General features: G+C 71.1%; 13 protein-coding genes. 6 read left to right on the top strand and 7 right to left on the bottom strand.

Features of this window, described 5'->3' with window-relative positions:
• The first annotated feature begins 54 nt into the window (after positions 1-54).
• Positions 55-1,206: a glycoside hydrolase family 88/105 protein gene (locus PV646_RS30365; protein WP_500345708.1), complete on the top strand. Its 1,152-nt coding sequence runs from the start codon at positions 55-57 to the stop codon at positions 1,204-1,206.
• 36 nt (positions 1,207-1,242) lie between these two features.
• Here PV646_RS30365 and PV646_RS30370 read toward each other — a convergent pair whose 3' ends face one another.
• Both PV646_RS30370 and PV646_RS30375 read right to left on the bottom strand, forming a co-directional pair.
• Positions 1,243-3,723 (bottom strand): winged helix-turn-helix domain-containing protein, encoded by a 2,481-nt coding sequence (locus PV646_RS30370; RefSeq protein ID WP_500345709.1) that lies wholly within the window; start codon positions 3,721-3,723, stop codon positions 1,243-1,245.
• Positions 3,724-3,889: 166 nt separating this feature from the next.
• The gene (locus PV646_RS30375; RefSeq protein WP_500345710.1) at positions 3,890-4,114 is read right to left on the bottom strand and encodes a hypothetical protein; all 225 of its coding nucleotides are present in this window, start codon (positions 4,112-4,114) and stop codon (positions 3,890-3,892) included.
• Positions 4,115-4,260: 146 nt separating this feature from the next.
• Here PV646_RS30375 and PV646_RS30380 point away from each other — a divergent pair, with 146 nt between their 5' ends.
• The 3 genes from PV646_RS30380 (at position 4,261) to PV646_RS30390 (ending at position 7,449) form a co-directional block, all read left to right on the top strand.
• Positions 4,261-5,262, top strand: coding sequence for a hypothetical protein (locus PV646_RS30380; RefSeq protein ID WP_500345711.1), 1,002 nt, complete (start codon positions 4,261-4,263; stop codon positions 5,260-5,262).
• Positions 5,259-5,966, top strand: coding sequence for a hypothetical protein (locus PV646_RS30385; RefSeq protein WP_500345712.1), 708 nt, complete (start codon positions 5,259-5,261; stop codon positions 5,964-5,966). The genes PV646_RS30380 and PV646_RS30385 overlap by 4 nt, the downstream gene beginning before the upstream one ends.
• Positions 5,967-6,159: 193 nt before the next feature.
• Positions 6,160-7,449 (top strand): MFS transporter, encoded by a 1,290-nt coding sequence (locus tag PV646_RS30390; RefSeq protein WP_500345713.1) that lies wholly within the window; start codon positions 6,160-6,162, stop codon positions 7,447-7,449.
• Here the strand turns inward: PV646_RS30390 and PV646_RS30395 are convergent.
• Genes PV646_RS30395 through PV646_RS30405 form a run of 3 tightly spaced genes read right to left on the bottom strand, consistent with a single transcriptional unit; the run spans position 7,415 to position 10,245 of the window.
• Complete coding sequence (locus tag PV646_RS30395; protein ID WP_500345714.1) at positions 7,415-7,900, bottom strand: potassium channel family protein; 486 nt, start codon at positions 7,898-7,900, stop codon at positions 7,415-7,417. The two genes, PV646_RS30390 and PV646_RS30395, sit on opposite strands and share 35 nt — an antisense overlap.
• Positions 7,897-8,382, bottom strand: a complete 486-nt coding sequence (locus PV646_RS30400) for a DUF1269 domain-containing protein (RefSeq protein WP_500345715.1) — start codon at positions 8,380-8,382, stop codon at positions 7,897-7,899. Before PV646_RS30400 ends, PV646_RS30395 begins: the two co-directional genes overlap by 4 nt.
• 36 nt (positions 8,383-8,418) lie before the next feature.
• Positions 8,419-10,245: a glycoside hydrolase family 15 protein gene (locus PV646_RS30405; RefSeq protein WP_500345716.1), complete on the bottom strand. Its 1,827-nt coding sequence runs from the start codon at positions 10,243-10,245 to the stop codon at positions 8,419-8,421.
• Between the two features lie 149 nt (positions 10,246-10,394).
• Here PV646_RS30405 and PV646_RS30410 point away from each other — a divergent pair, with 149 nt between their 5' ends.
• Both PV646_RS30410 and PV646_RS30415 read left to right on the top strand, forming a co-directional pair.
• Entirely contained in the window at positions 10,395-10,814 is a 420-nt protein-coding gene (locus tag PV646_RS30410; RefSeq protein ID WP_500345717.1) for a DUF7144 family membrane protein, read from the top strand.
• Positions 10,814-11,824 carry an AI-2E family transporter gene (locus tag PV646_RS30415; protein ID WP_500345718.1) on the top strand — a complete coding sequence of 337 codons (1,011 nt, stop codon included), beginning with the start codon at positions 10,814-10,816 and terminating at the stop codon, positions 11,822-11,824. Before PV646_RS30410 ends, PV646_RS30415 begins: the two co-directional genes overlap by 1 nt.
• On the opposite strand, the gene PV646_RS30420 is transcribed toward PV646_RS30415, so the two are convergent.
• Positions 11,766-13,136 (bottom strand): alpha-amylase, encoded by a 1,371-nt coding sequence (locus PV646_RS30420; protein WP_500345719.1) that lies wholly within the window; start codon positions 13,134-13,136, stop codon positions 11,766-11,768. The two genes, PV646_RS30415 and PV646_RS30420, sit on opposite strands and share 59 nt — an antisense overlap.
• Positions 13,133-15,679, bottom strand: coding sequence for an MGH1-like glycoside hydrolase domain-containing protein (locus tag PV646_RS30425; RefSeq protein ID WP_500345720.1), 2,547 nt, complete (start codon positions 15,677-15,679; stop codon positions 13,133-13,135). Before PV646_RS30425 ends, PV646_RS30420 begins: the two co-directional genes overlap by 4 nt.
• Positions 15,680-15,682 lie beyond the last annotated feature (3 nt).

The raw sequence follows: 15,682 nt of genomic DNA on the forward strand, positions 1-15,682 counted from the left end.
AGTCCCCGCTCTAATGGAACCGACGCCGCCCACGTCACAGGTTGGAGAAACCTGATGGTGAGGCGGCGTTCGTTCCTGCTCGGGGCTTCGGCCCTGCCACTCCTCGGCCCCGGCACAGCCCAGGCCGGGCTCGAAACCCTGGCCGCGCCCGAATCTCTGGCCGGGCCAGAAACCCCGGCTGGGCCCGGACACGCGGCTGGGCCCGAACACCTGGCTGGGCCCGAACACCTGGCTGGGCCAGAAACCCCGGCTGGTACCCACACGCTGGCTGGCCCGCTCGACTCCGGACGCCTGGCCGCCGACTACTGGATCCGCACGCAGCCTCTCGGCGGCAACGACTGGCAGGACGCCACCCTGCACAGCGGCGTCATGGCCCTCTACCGCGCCACGAACGACCCCAGATACCGCGACTACACCCTGAGCTGGGCCAACCGGCACAACTTCGGGCTCAAGTCCCAGTCGGGCAACCCGCACTTCGCCGACCACCAGGCCGCGGGGCAGCCCTACCTCGACCTGTACGAGGACAACCCGGAACCGCGCAGGCGGGCGGCGATCGCCAGGGAGATCGACGCGACCGTCGCCACCGGCCGGACCGACTACTGGTGGTGGGTCGACGCGCTGCACATGGCGCTGCCGATCTTCGCGCGGCTGGGCAGGATGGACTACGGCGACCGCCTCTACCGGCACACCCGCCAGCGGCTGTGGAACAACGGGTTGTGGTGGCGTGACGGCAAGTTCGTGAACAAGAACATCTACTGGTCGCGCGGCAACGGCTGGGCGATCGCGGCGCTGGCCAAGGTGCTCCAGGTGCTCCCGGCGTCGTCGCCTCACCGCGCGGGGTACGAGGCGGACTTCCGGCAGATGGCGGCGAGGCTCGCCCAGGTGCAACGCCAGGACGGTTTCTGGAACGTCAACCTCGGCGACCCGAACAACTATCCGGGGCCGGAGACCAGCGGTACGGCCTTCTTCACCTACGGGCTGGCGTGGGGTGTGCGGTCCGGCCTGCTGAACGCCACCTACCGGCCTGTCGCGCTGAAGGGCTGGGACGGGCTCACTCGGACGGCACTGCAGGCGAGCGGGAGGCTCGGGTACGTGCAGGGCGTGGGGCAGCAGCCGTCGGACCACCAGCCCGTTCGCGCCGGCGACACCTCGAACTTCGCGGTGGGGGCCTTCCTGCTCGCCGCCTCGGAGGTTGTCAGGTTGTGAGGGTGCCGTCGGTGCGAAAGGGCGGAACTGACGTCGCTAGATCAGGCCTAGTCGCCGTGCCGCCAGCACGGCGTCACGGCGCTGGTTCACGCCCAGTTTGCGGTAGATGCCGCGCAGGTGCGTCTTCACCGTGTTGACCGACACGAACAGCGAGTCCGCGATCTCCTCGGCCGTGCGCATGGACGGCAGTTCGAGCAGCAGGTCGCGTTCGCGGCTGGTCAGCACGTCCGTGGACGCGGTCGACGCGGCGGGCAGCGCCGTCATCGTTGTCGTCGCGAACGGTTCGAGCCTGCCGAAGCGGCCGGCGCCTCTCGCCAGCAGGTCTCGCACGGGCTTGCCGGCGTTGTGGAACGGGCGTAGGGCGCCGACGGGTTCGGCGGCGGCCAGGGCTCGCGTGACGGCCTCGTGCGCGCGCCTCTGGTCACCGGCGCGGTCGACGAGCGTGGCCTCCAGCAGCCAGCCGTCGACGACGGTCGGTGCCGCGAGCGCGGGCAGTTCGCCGGAGAGCAGTGGTTCGACGATCTTGCGCGCCTGGGACGCGCGGGCGTGGTGGGTGTGCACGACCGCGCGCAGCACGGCCTGTTCGCCGCACGGGCCGAACATCGCCTCCACCTGTTCGGGCATCGCGGCCGCCCACTGCTCGTCCCCCGACCGCAACGCGATCCGCTGCACGGCCAGGGCGATGTGGGCGATGACCGGCGGCGTCACCTGCCGTCCGGCCACGTCCTGCCACTGCGCGCGAACCCGGCCGATCACCGCGCGGGGATCGCGGGCCGCCGGGAACGACACAGCGGCGTCCAAAGTGGACACGGCCAGTGCGGTGGCGGGGTCCCGGCCCCCGTCCAGCGCTCGCACCGCGCGATCGGTGAACTCCACCGCACGGGCGTCGTCGAGCCGCAGGTAGGCGTGCACGCCGAGGACCGTGTGGGCGAGCGTGCAGACGGAGTGCGTCTGCCAGCCCTTCTCCTCGGCGAACGCCAGCGCCTCGCCCGCCTGTCTGGCCGCGGCCAGGATGTCGCCGGACGCGCTGGTCAGTGCGGCCAGGTGGACCTGGCAGTCCAGTGTCGCGTAGTCGAACCGCTCCTGGCGCGCGATCGCCGCCGCCCGCACCAGGTCCCGCTCGGCCGCCGGGTGGTCGCCGCACAACAACGCCGCGACACCGCTGCTCATCAACGCGGCCACCTCCGCATCGGTGCCGCCACGCCCCGCCGCCGTGCGTGCCATCACCTGTGAGGCCTCACCGAGCCGTGCGTCGAACCGGCCGCGGTGCAGCAACGCGGTCGCGTGCAACACCCGCACCCGTTCCTGCCGCGGTCCGAGCGGTCCGCCGCCGATGCCGGTGAGCACGCGGTCCGCCGCCGCGACGTCACCGGCGTCCATCGCGACCAGTGCGGCCACGACTCCCACCTGGGGCTTGGCCAGCACGTGGCCCGGCACCGCGTCGAACACGTCCCGCAGCCGCCCGCTGCCCTCCCGCAGCACCTCGGGCAGCACCGAGTGTTCGACGATCTCGGCTGTCAGCTGGTCGTCACCCGCGCGCAACGCGTGCCGCAGCGCCACCGCGGGATCGTTGTTGCGGTGGTGCCACTGTGCCGCCGTCTGGTGCAACGCCGTCTCGTCCGCCGGTCTGGACCGCCGCAGTTCGGCTGTCAGGTGCGCCCGCAGCACGGGGTGGCAGCGGTACCACTCGGGCGCCGCGTCGAGCCTGCTGACGAACGAGTTCGTGCGTTCCAGCGCGTCGAGCACGACGCCGGGGCTGTCGTGCCGGGTGAGCTCACCGGCCAGTTCTGCGCTGACGGTGTCGCACAGGCTGGTCGCCACCAGCAGGTCCAGCACCCGTTGCGGATGACGCGCGAGCACCTCCTCGCCGAGGTAGCGGCTCACGACCTGGTCCAGTCCCGCGAACATGAGCAGGTCGTCCGGTCTCGCCGAGGTCGTCGCCAGCCGCATCACCGCGAACCGCAGCCCGCCGATCCACCCTTCGGTCCGTCTCAGCAGCAGTGCGACGTCGTCGGGTGACAGGTCGAGTCCGTGCAGGGCGAGCAACGCCTCGGTTTCGGCCCGGGTGAAGGGGAACTCCTGCGGCTGGACCTCGCGCAACCGCCCTTCGAGGTGCAGGCGGGCGAGGTGCAGCGGCGGGAGGAACCGGCCCAGCAGCACGAGCCGCAACCGGTCCGGTGGCTGGCGGGTGAGGAGGCCGATGCTCAAGAGCGCGTCCGGATCGCGGATCTCGTGCACGTTGTCGAGCACCAGGCACACCGGGGCGGGGGCCTGGTCGATCGCGGCGACGACCGCCGAGGAGAAACCCGGTTCCTCCAACGGGATCGCACCGGTGAGGGCGAGAGCGTCTCGGATGGCGGCCCGCAGCCGCGCTGGCGTGTCGTCGTGCTCGTCGAGCGTCAGCCACACCACCCGGTCCTCGCGACGGCGCGCCCACTCGGCGAGCAGGGTGGTCTTGCCGCAGCCGGCCGGTCCGGTGACCACCGTGACCGGCGCCGACGCCACCTGTTCGTCCACTGTGGATAGAAGCCGTGCGCGCGGAACGACCGGTGTCGCCGCGGTGGGTACGCGCAGCTTCGCCTGGCTGGTCTCGGGACTGGAAGGATCACACTCCGAACTGTCGGACATTGTGCTTTGTCTCCCAATGGTTTCAGGCAGATCATGATCACGTGATCGAACCGCATCACGATGTGGGCGCACATCCGGACTCCCCGCCGGGAAGGGAGATCAGCACCAGGCCCCGGCCCAGCACACCCGCGAGCCGCCCCGCGAGCGACAGCGTCGCGAGCGTGTCGGTGGTGCTGGGTGGTGTGCAGTCGTCGTCGCCGGCGGTGACGACGACGGCGAGGAACACGGCCATGGCGAACACGATGCGACGGGAACGGGAACGGTCAGGTCGACGGCTCAAGATCGGTCACCTCCGCCACCGACGCTGCTCGCCCGCACCCGTGCGCGGCCTCCTCCTCGCAGGGCGGTAGCGGTGCGGGGCGGAGGAGGGGGTTCACCTTCGCCGGGTGAAGCAGCGGACAGCGCCGCGCGAAGAACCTTTGCCCCATGAGCCATCGACTCGCTTTGCGCGACCTCCTCGACGTCGTCCGGCCCTCCCGGCCCGTCGCGTCGGTATATCTGGGATCGAGCCCCCTGCGGGCGTGGCGGGCGCGCTGGCACCGCCTGGCCGACCAGTTGCACAGCGACGGCGCGGACGCCGAGGTCGTCGAGGTGATCGGCGAGGTGTTGCGGCGCGCCAGGTCCACCTACCCGTCCGCCGACACGCTCGTGGCGTTCGCGGGCAAGGAACTTCCGCCTCGTGTTTTCCACACGCCCGGTCTGCGCCACCTGGACCTCGCCTGGTTCAGCTCCCCGGCCCACGTCCTGCCGCTGCTCGCCTGGCTGCAGGAACGCCCGCCGCGCGTCGCCGTGACCGCCGGGCACTGCTGCGCGGAACTGGTGTCCGGCGACGAACGCGTGTCGATGAACTACCCGGCGGAGGAGTGGCTCGCGGGTGTGCGGGCCGCCGCCGCGGCGTGCGCGGAGATGCTGGTGCGCCAGGAGTCCAGGCTGCTCGTGGTCGCGGGGGAGGACGAGGTGGTGGGCGCGTTGTGGGAGGCGCTGCCCGCCGCCGTCCGTCGCGACGTCGTCGTCCGCTGGACCGGGCGCGACCTCACGCCGAGCCGCGTCGCCGCCGAGATCCGCGCGGCCTCGCGCTCGTGGACCGAGGGCGTGCTGGCGGACTTCAACGAGCGTGGCCGCGCCCGCGGTCTCGCCGTGGAGGGCAACGACAACACCCTCGACGCGATCGCCGCGGGCCGCCTCGACGACCTCCTGATCGCGTGCCCGGAGGACGTCAAGGCCACCGCCTGGTACGGCGCCGCCCCCACCGACGTCTCGCGCGGGTGGTCACCGGCCCGGCGCTGCGGCCTGCTCGCGGACGTGGCCATCCGCGCCGCACTGCTCAGCGGTGCGGCGGTGCACGTGGTGCACGCCGCCAGCCCGTCCGCTCCCTACGAGGGCATCGGCGGCATGTGCCGCGTGCCGCTGGGCCTGGTGCGCTCATGACCGCCGCCGAACTCGTACCGCTGCGCACCGACTTCGACGTCGCCTGGCTGGGCTACCGCCGCGACCAGGTCCAGCACTTCGTCGGGGAGACCGAACGCGACCTCGACCTGATCTGCGCCGACCGCGACGCCGCCGAGGCCAGGGCCACGTCGCTGGCCCGCACCCTGGAGGCGCTGCGCGAGGAGAACCGCGCGCTGCACGACCGCGTCAACCGGCTGTGCCGGCAACCGCTCTCACCCGAGTCGGTGGGAGAACGCCTCCGCCACGCCGTCGACACCGCGCTCGCCGAGGCCACCGCCATCACCGAACGGGCGAGCGCCATCGAGGGGCACGTCCTCGCCTGCGCCCAGCAGACCCACGCCGAGCACCGCGACCTGCTGGCGACCACGCGCGAACGGATGACCCGGCTGGTCCACGAGGGCGAGACGCGCCGCCGCGCGTTGGACGAAGCGGCCGCCCGGCACCGCGCGCAGGTGGCGGAGGACTTCGAGATGGCGCTCGCGTTGCGGCGCAAGGAGAGCCTGCACGAGGCACGGCTGGTCGAGGAAGGCGCGCGGCAGCGGGCCGCGAAGGTGGTGAGGGACGCGGAACGGCAGGTCGAGGTGCTGCTGGAGCACCGGGACCGGGTGGCGGACGTGCTGCGGGTGGTGCACGCGCTGCTGGGTCAGGCGGCCGGGCACCTGCGGGCGCGGGAGGGCGTGTGACGGGGGCTACCGGGTCTTGCGGGCGGGCACCTGTGGGCGCGGGAGGGCGTGTGACGGGGGCTACCGGGTCTTGCGGGCGGGCACCTGTGGACGCGGGAGGGCGTGTGACAGGGGCTGCTGGGCCGGGCGGCCGGGCACCTGCGGGCGCGGGAGGGCGTGTGACGGGGGCCGCCGCGCGGGGAAGCAGGCCGGCGTGAAGATCCTCCCCCTGGCGCTGGCCCAGTTCATCGCGAGCTACGCGGCCACCAACATGAACGTCGCCATCAGCACCATCGCCGACGACCTCGGCACCACGATCACCGGCGTCCAGACCACGATCACCCTCTTCACCCTCGTGATGGCCGCGCTGATGGTGCCGGGCAGCAAGCTCACCGACCTCTGGGGACGCCGCCGGTGCTTCGTGCTGGGCCTCTCGATCTACGGCACGGGGGCGCTGCTCGCCGCGCTCGCCCCCGGCCCCGGCCTGCTGCTCGTCGGCTACGCGCTGCTCGAGGGCATCGGCTCGGCGTTGATGATCCCGCCGATCTACATCCTCGTCACCGCGCTCGCCACCGACGCGACCCAGCGGGCCAAGGGGTTCGGCGCGGTGTCGGGCGCGGGCGGGCTGGGGGCGGCGGCGGGACCGTTGCTGGGCGGTCTGGTCACGAGCACGTTCAGCTGGCGGGCGTCGTTCCTGCTGCAGGTGCTGGTGGTGGCGGTGATCATCGTCCTCGCCCGGAACCTTCCCAGTACACCGGCGGAGGGCGGGAGGTTCGACCTGCTCGGCGCCGTGCTGTCGGGCGTGGGCCTGGTCCTGGTGGTGCTGGGGGTGTTGCGCACCAACGTCAACGGCTGGCAGGCCTCCACGTGGGTGCTCATCGGATCCGGTGCCGCGGTCCTCGCGCTGTTCGCCTGGTACATCCACAAAGCCGAGAACCCGCTGTGCGAGCCGAAGCTGTTCAAGGACCGCACGTCCAACCTCGGGCTCGGCACCCAGCTGGTGCAGTGGCTCGTGCTGCAGGGCACGTTCTTCGTGCTTTCCGTTCACCTGCAGCAGGAACAGCACCTCGGCGCGATCGAGACCGGTCTCGCGCTGCTGCCCGCCACCGTCGGCATGCTCGTCACGTCCGCGCTGGCGGGCAGGTTCGCGAGGAAGCACTCGCAGCGCACGCTGATCCGCGTGGGCTTCCTGCTGACGATCGCCGGGACGCTCCAGCAACCGGTCGGGCTGATCCTCCTCGGCGCCGGAATCGGGATCATGCTGACGGCCTCGGTGAACGTCGTGCAGTCGCGCTGGCCGGACGCCGACCAGGCCGACGTGTCCGGGGTGTCGCGCGCGGTGTCGAACCTCGGGTCGTCGTTCGGCACCGCGCTCGTCGGCTCCGTTCTGACCGGAGCCGGGCACCCGTACCGCGCGGCGCTCACGCTCCTGGTCCTGTTCTCCGTGGTGGGACTGGTCTTCGCGCTGTTCATCCGGAGCGACGGCGAACCGCGGCGAGGATGACCTTCAGCGCCACGCCCACCACCAGCAGGTTGCCGATCATCTGCACCGTCACCAGGACTCTCGCGACGGCGGACACCGGTGCTATGTCACCGAATCCGACCGTCGCGAAGACAGTCACGACGAAGTAGAGCGCGTCGGTGCGGCTCAGCGGCACGGTGAAACTGCCGGGCTGGTGGTGGGCGAGCAGGAAGCACGCCTGGGCGAACACCAGCAGGAACAACGCGACCACGAGCGCGAGTGCCTGCACGCCCTGCCGGCCGGGGTGCGCGGACCGCGCGATCATCCGCACCTGCCACCAGAAGACCAACCCCACCAGCACCAACGAAGAGACCAGCCGGAGGACGGTGTACGCGTCCTCCGGCTGGCCCATCGGCAGGCGGTAGTAGACCAGCAGCAATACCCCGACAGTCGTTGCCGGCCGCACCACCGCCCAGGTCACCTCGCGGTTCAAGAGGTGAACGTCTCCTTGAGCAGCTTCTCCTGTTCCGCCGAGAGGTTGGTCGTGATCAGCGTGGCTCCGGTCTGCTTGAACTGGTCGGCGACCCGGTCGACGACGGCGTGCTCGGACATCACGAACAACGCGGACGTGCCCGGCTTGACGCTCTCCCGCACGTCAGCGATGAAGTCGTCGTCGATGCCCGCCTTGGACAGCGCTCCGGCCAGTGCGCCGACGCCGGCGCCGATCGCCGCGCCCAGCACCGGGATGAAGAAGATCAGCCCGAACAGCAGGCCCCAGAACGCCCCACCGAGCGCACCCGCTCCGGTGAGCTTGCCGAGCTCCTTGGTCTTGGGGCGTTTGGCATCGGCCTCCCAGTAGACGTACGCGGTGTCGCGGATGGTGATCAGTTGCTGGTCCTGCAACTTGCGCAGGAGGTCGAGCGCCTCACGCGCTCCGTCGGAGGAGTCGAACTTCCACACCGTCAAAGTGGCCATGGCCGAAACTGTGCGAGACGTGGTGGCCATCGGTCCTCACCCGCGAGGGGTGAGCTGCGCGTCGAGGGTGACGGCCGCGTCGATGAGGGCCAGGTGGGTGAACGCCTGCGGGAAGTTGCCGAGCTGCTCGCCGGTGAGAGCGATCTCCTCGGCGAACAGGCCGAGGTGGTTGCCGTAGGTCAGCATCTTCTCGAACACCAGCCGCGCTTCGGCTTCCCGGCCGGACAGCGCCAGCGCCGTCACGTAGTTGAAGGTGCACAACGAGAACGTGCCCTCCTCACCGCGCAGCCCGTCCGGTGCCGCCTCGGTGTCGTAGCGCAGCACGAGGCTGTCGTGCACGAGCGGTTCCATGGCGGCCAGGGCGTCCAGCCACACCGGGTCGCGCGGTGAGACGAACCCGACCTGCGGCAGCCGCAGCAACGACGCGTCCAGCGCGGAGGATCCGTACCGCTGCACGAACGCGCCGGTCTTGCGGTCCCAGCCGCGTTCCCAGACCTGGCCGTAGATCCGGTCGCGCACCGAACGCCAGCGCTCCACGGGGCCCGGTCGCCCCTCCCCGGTGGCGACGCGGATCGCGCGGTCGAACGCCACCCAGCTCATCACCCGCCCGTAGGTGAAGTCGGCACGTCCCGAGCGCGTCTCCCAGATGCCCTCCTCCGGCTGGTCCCAGTTCTGCGCCAGCCATTCCAACTGCTCGACCACGGCGTGCCAGCCGCGATGCGAGATCCGCACACCGGCCAGGTGCGCCGCGTGCACGCTGTCGAGGAACTCCCCGTGGATGTCGAGTTGCAACTGGCCCGCGGCGCCGTTGCCCGCCCGCACCGGTGCCGATCCCCGATATCCCTCCAAGTGCTCCAGCACCTGCTCGGTGAGGTCGGCGGACCCGTCCACCGCGTACATCACCTTCAGCGGCAGGCCTTCCTCGCACCGGTCCGTCAGCCACCGCCCGAACGCCGTGGCCTCGGCCGTGAAACCCAGGCGCAGCAGGGACGACACGGCGAACGAGGCGTCCCGGATCCACGTGTACCGGTAGTCCCAGTTGCGTTCGCCGCCGAGCTGTTCGGGCAGCCCGGCGGTCGGCGCGGCGAGCAACGCCCCGGAAGGCGCGTAGGTCAGCAGCTTCAGCGTGATCGCGGACCGGTCGACGGCCTCGCGCCAGCGGCCCCGGTACGTCGACTGGGCCAGCCAGCCGTGCCAGAACCGCACGGTCGCCTCGAAGAGTTCCTTCGCCCGTGCCGGAGGAACAGCCCTGGCCGGCCCCGTGGCACCGGTCTCCAGCACGACGCCCCGCGTCTGCCCCTCGGACAGCGACAGGGTGGCGTGCAGGTCCTGCGTGGCGGTGACCTGCCCGGTCACCAGCCGGGGATCGCCCGGTTCCCGCACCGCGTGCAGCACCAGTCCGTGCCGGCCGTCGTCGAACACCACGCCGTCGTCGGTGATCCGGGTGCGGTGAGCCCGCCTGCCGTAGTCGAACCGTGGTGCCACATCGAGTTCGAACGTCATGCGTCCGCGAACGCACCGCACCAGTCGCACGAGCCGGTGCCGCTCGGTCGCCTCCTCGTCCGGTAGCGGTGGCATGAAGTCGACGACCTCACCGGTGCCTTCCGGGGTCATGAAGCGGGTGATCAGCACGGCCGAGTCGGGGAAGTAGAGCTGCCTGCCCGGCCCGGTGTGGCCGGCGGGCCTGATGCGGCAGAACCCGCCGCGCTGCCGGTCGAGCAGCGAGGCGAACACGGACGCCGAGTCGAACCTCGGGCTGCAGAACCAGTCCACGGTGCCGTCGGTGGACACGAGCGCCGCGGTCTGCAGGTCGCCGATCAGGCCGTGGTCGGCGATCAACGGGTACGGGGGTGGTGTGGTCATGCGGACGACCCTGCGCGGAAGGGCCAGGACGGGTCTTCACCCGCGCGGACCGAGCACCGCCCCGCCACTCGCGCGGAACGGGTGAAGATCCGCCGCACCCGCCGGTGCCACGGTGGTCGGGCAACCCCGTCCGAGACAACGGAGGCACGATGCGGGAGACAGGCTGGCTGGGCTGGATCTGGTTCGCGGGCATCATGATGATCGTCATGGGGTCCTTCAACGCCATCGAAGGGCTCGTGGCGTTGTTCAACAGCGAGTACTACGTCGTGACCGAGGAGCAGGTGCTCGTCTTCGACATCGGCTCGTGGGGCTGGATCACCCTTCTGATCGGGGTCCTGGTGGCGCTCGCGGGTGGCGCGCTGCTCTCGGGCGCCGCGTGGGCCAGGGTGGTCGCCGTGGTGCTCGCGGTCGTCAACGCGGTGGCGCAACTGGCGTTCGTGTCGGTGCACCCGCTGTGGTCCACGATCGTCATCGCCCTGTGCGTCACGGTGATCTGGGCCGTGGTGGTGCACGGCGTCGAAGCGGACGTGGCGGCCTCGGCGAAGTACGAATCGGCACACCACCACTGATGCCGAGAGCTCTCACGATCCTGCTCGGTGGCGCGGCCGCGGTCGTCGTGGTCGCCGGTGTGCGGGCGATCGCGTGGCTGGTGGCGCCGGCGATGCTGGCGTTGCTGGTCGTGATCACGATCAGTCCCGTGCACCGGTGGCTGCGCGGCCGCGGCGCGCCACCGTGGCTCGCGACGTCCACGGTGGTCGTGCTCGTCTACAGCGTGCTGGTGGCCATCGGCGTCACGGTCGCGGTGTCCGGCGCGCGGCTGGTGTCGATGCTGCCGGAGTTCGCCCGCGACGAGCTCGTGCTGCGGGCGGAACGGGTGATCGACGGCATCGACCGCGGTCAGCTGGCCGGGGCGATCGGGGGTCTGCTCGCCGAACTGACGAGCCTCACCACCAGTCTGGTGTTCCTGCTGGCGCTGCTGCTGTTCCTGGGCGTCGAGGTGGGCTGGGCGGGGTCGCGGCTGGCCGAGATCGCCGTGGACCGGCCGTTGCTGCGCGAGGCGTTCACGGAGTTCGCGTCCCGGACCCGCCGCTACGTCCTGGTCACCACGGTGTTCGGGCTCGTCGTCGCCACGCTGGACACGGTGGCGCTGGTGTTGCTCGGCGTTCCGCTCGCGGTGCTGTGGGGTGTGTTGTCGTTCGTCACCAACTACATCCCCAACATCGGGTTCGTCCTCGGCGTGGCTCCACCCGCGGTGCTGGCGCTGTTGCAGCACGGCCCGAAGCGGGCACTGGCCGTGCTGGCGTTCTACGGGGTGCTGAACTTCGTGGTGCAGTCGCTGATCCAGCCGCGCTTCACCGGGGACGCCGCCGGGCTGTCGACCACCGTCACGTTCCTCGCCCTGGTGTTCTGGGCCTGGGTGCTGGGCCCGCTCGGCGCGTTGCTGGCGGTGCCCCTCACCGTGCTGGTGAAGGTGCTGCTGGTCGACATCGACCCGGCGGCGGGGTGGGCGGCGGCGTTGCTCAGACCACCGCGAACAGGTGACACCCCCACGGCTCCAGAGCCACGAACAGAGCGTTGAGATCCTGTTCGTACTCCTTGCCGTCGAGCAGGTCGGTGCAGCGCTCGGCTTCCACCGGGAGCAATCCTTGAGCAGGCCGGCCGGAGAAGTTCACGACCACGACGTGCCGACTGCCCCCGGCTGCCGTCCACGACCAGGCGAGCAGCCGCCGGCACGACTGGTTGTCCGGCCAGCCCCCGGCCTCGAGCAGGCGCCACTCACCGCGCCGCACACCGCCCGCCACCGCCAGCAACCGGTGGTACCAGGCGGTGAGCTCGGGGTCGAGCGGTTCGTCCGGCCGCCGCGCCAGGAACACCGGCGGCCGGACGCGCCGTCCGTCGAACTGGCCCTCGTGCCACAGCGTCGCGCCCGGCAGCGTCGCGATCGCCACGGCCGCCGCCTTCGCCGCGTCCCGGCCGAGTTCGCTCGCGACGCGCGGCTCGTCGTGGTTCTCCAGGAACCGCACGAGCCCCGCCTGGTATCCGGGATCGGCGCGCAGGTGGGCCCGCACGTCACCGCCGGCGATCAGCCGGTCGTAGAGGCGTTTGTCGTAGCAGAAGTCGAAACCCTGCTGCTGCAACGGCCACTCCATGTCCCAGTAGGCCTCGGCGATCAGCACGGTCTCGGGGTGCTCGGCCCGCAGCCCGCCGATGACCTCGGGCCAGAAGTCCTGTTCCGGTGGCGTCCGTCCCCACGTCCGGGCGAACACCTCGTTCGTGACGAGCATCGCCATGTCACAGCGGATGCCGTCGCAGCGCGCCGCGATCGAGCCGAGCGTCATGGTGACGGCCGTGCGGTAGGCGGGGGAGAACGCGTCGAGCTGCAGGACGTCCGGCCACGCCGGGAAGAACGGGTCCTTGCCGAGTTCGGCGTCACCGTTCTCGTCGCGCACGAAGAACTCCGGGTGCTCCACCACCCACGGGTGGTCCGGCGCGACGTGGTTCGGCACGTGGTCGAGGACCAGCCGCACCCCGCGGGCGGCGAGCACCGCACGTGCCTTCGCGAGGCCCTCGTCACCGCCGAACTCGCCGGCCACGACGTAGCGCCGCACGCAGTACGGCGACCCGATCACGTCCTCCGCGCGCAGGTCCGGCAGAGCCTCGTGGAACGACGCCCGCAGGCCGGGATGCGCGTTCGCGATCGCCAGCCCCCGCTCGCTGCGTTCCCAGACCCCCATCAGCCACACCGCGTCGATCCCGTCCGGCGTCACCTCCCGCCAGGCGGACGCGGGCACGTCCCCGAGCGTGACGTCCCTGCCCTCCGCACGGGACAGCTCACCGAGCCACACCGCCGTGTTGACCTGGTGGATCACGGGCTGCTCCGGCCAGCTCATCGCGCCACCTCCCGCGGCAGCAGGGCGACGAGCGCGGTCCAGCCGGTCTGGTGGCTCGCGCCGATGCCCGCGCCGTTGTCGCCGTGCAGGTACTCGTAGAACAAGGGCAGGTCACGCCAGTGCGGGTCCCGATACCGCGTCTGTCCACCATGGACAGGACGGCCGTCCACACCGTGCAGGAACGTGTCGAGCAGCCGGTCGCCGATGTCCTGCGCCACCTGGCGCAGCGTCAGGTGGCGTCCGGACCCGGTCGGGCACTCCACGGTGAAACCGTCGCCGTAGTACTCGTGCAGGTGCCGCAACGCCCTGATCACCAGCACGTTGATCGGCAGCCACACCGGCCCGCGCCAGTTGGAGTTGCCGCCGAACATGCCGCTGTCCGACTCGGCCGGCAGGTAGCCGACGCGGTGCTCGACGCCGTCGACGGTGAGGGCGTACGGGTGTTCGGCGTGGCGGCGCGACAGCGAACGGATCCCGTGCGGTGACAGGAACTCCTCGGGGTCGAGCATCCGCGCGAGGATCCGGCGCAACCGGCTCTCGTCGAACAACGAGAACAGCACGGGCCCGCTGGCGTTCGCCTGGGCGCCGTGACCCCACAACGCCGCCCGCACGGCCGGGTGCCGGTCGAGGAACTCGCGCATGCCGTCGACCAGTTCGGGGTGCTCACGCCGGACGTCCGGGCCGATGACGGTCGCGGCGGCCAGGGGGAGCAGTCCCACGGCCGAACGGATCTTCACCGGCGTGGAGGTGCCGTCCGGGTTGCGCAGCACGTCGTGGAAGAACCCGTCCTCCTCGTCCCACAACCCGCTGCCGGAGTGGCCGGTCGCCGCCGCGATCCACGCCAGGTTCTCCAGCAGCGCGGCGGCCTGGTCGATCTCACCGAGTTCGATCGCCATCTGCACGAGGTTCTGGCAGTACAACGCCATCCACGCGGTGCCGTCGGCCTGGTCGAGCCTCCCGCCGGTGGGCACCGGCGCGCTGCGGTCGAACACCCCGATGTTGTCGAGCCCGAGGAACCCGCCCTGGAAGAGGTTGCGGCCGTCGGCGTCCTTGCGGTTGAGCCACCACGTGAACGCCTTGAGCAACGGCGGGAAGACGCGGGCGAGGAACTCCCTGTCACCGTCGTACTGGTAGACGAACCACGCCGCCCAGGCGTGCACCGGCGGGTTGACGTCGCCGAAGTTCCACTCGTAGGCGGGGATCTGGCCGTTCGGGTGCTGGTAGCGCCGGCCCAGCAGCAGTTCGACCTGCTGCTTCGCGAGTTCCGGGTCGACGACGACCAGCGGCACCGCGTGGAAGGCGAGGTCCCACGCGGCGAACCACGGGTACTCCCACTTGTCCGGCATCACGATGACGTCCTGGGCGACGAGGTGCCGCCAGTTCTGGTCGGGGCCCAGGGGATCGGTGCCGCGCTCGGCCAGCCAGCGTTCGACGTCGAACGCGTAGTACTGCCGCGACCACAGCAGCCCCGCCAGGGCCTGTCGGCACACCAGCCGTTCGTCGCCGCGGGGGTCACCACCGAGCACGTCGTCGTAGAAGTCGTCGGCCTCCTCGCGGCGATCGCCGACGACGGCGTCGAAGTCCAGGAAGGGCTCGTCGAGACTGCTGTCGGTGAACCGGACGCGGACGGTCGCGGTCCGTCCGGCTGGAATGGTGAGCTCGTAATGGGCGGCGGCCTTCGTGCCGACGCCGTCCGAAGCGACCGCGGTGGGATCACCGTGCACCACGGCGCGTTCGATGCCGTCCTTCACGTGCGGGGTCACGTTGGGAGAACCGAAGACCCGCTCGTTGTCGGTCTCGTTCTCCGTGACGAGGATCGGCGCGGGCGGTGCGACGTACCACCACCGCACGCCGAGGTCCGGGTGTTCGGCCCGCACGGTGCCCGGCTCGCAGACGTGCAGGGTCGGCACGCGGACGTCACCCGCCCACGACCACGTGTGCCGGAACCACAGGGTGGGCAACAGGTGCAGCGTCGCGTCCTCCGGCCCGCGGTTGTGCGCCGTGATCCGCATCAGGACGTCTTCCGGGCCTGCCTTGGCGTACTCGACCTCGACGTCGAAGTAGCGGTCGTCGTCGAACACCCCGGTGTCGAGCAGTTCGTACTCGGGGTCGAGCCGGGTGCGGGCGGCGTTGGTGGCGACCAGGTCCTCGTACGGGAACTTCGCCTGCGGGTACTTGTAGAGCATCCGCTGGTACGAGGACGTCGGTGTGGCGTCGAGGTAGTAGTAGCACTCCTTGACGTCCTCACCGTGGTTGCCCTCGCCGTTGGTCAGGCCGAACAACCGTTCCTTGAGGATGGGGTCGTTGCCGTTCCACAGCGCGAGCGACAGGCAGACGCGTTGCTCGTCGTCGCTGAACCCGGCGATCCCGTCCTCACCCCACCGGTAGGCCCGGTACCGCGCCTGGTCGTGGGTGAACGACGTCCACACGTCACCGGCGCCGTTGCCCTCCCGGACCGTGCCCCACTGCCGTTCGCTCAGGTAGGGGCCCCACTTCCGCCACGGACCCGCCTCCCGCAGCCTCTGCTTCTCCGCACCGATCACGTC

This window comes from Streptomyces sp. ID05-26A (assembly GCF_033794685.1).
GTDB lineage: Bacteria > Actinomycetota > Actinomycetes > Mycobacteriales > Pseudonocardiaceae > Lentzea.